Genomic DNA, 218 nt, shown 5'->3' with positions numbered 1-218 from the left:
TACCGCATAGTGGTCACGTTTTACCCCGGTGATTCGGCAGGACAGCTGAGAACTGCCGCCGTTGTAGATGTAGACAAACAGGCAGGACCCTGGCCGGTAGTGTTCATCATAGACAATGGATGGATTATATTTGTTTTCCAGCGTGATCGTTTCCCATTTGTATTCGCCGTTTTTTACGGTCCCGTTGAGAGTTTGGCGGATGCTTCCGTCTTTTTCCG

The 218-nt window shown here is 49.5% G+C and carries 1 protein-coding gene; it reads right to left on the bottom strand.

All coding sequences use genetic code 11. From position 1 onward, the window contains the following. Nucleotides 1-218: hypothetical protein (locus tag NE619_RS18685; RefSeq protein WP_330640889.1), on the bottom strand; the 218-nt coding region annotated here is incomplete at both ends.

Origin of the sequence: Anaerovorax odorimutans (assembly GCF_024459955.1) — a bacterium.
GTDB lineage: Bacteria > Bacillota > Clostridia > Peptostreptococcales > Anaerovoracaceae > Hominibacterium > Hominibacterium odorimutans_A.
Note: the sequence above shows the minus strand (reverse complement) of the source record. Positions and strands in the feature narration are given on the sequence as shown.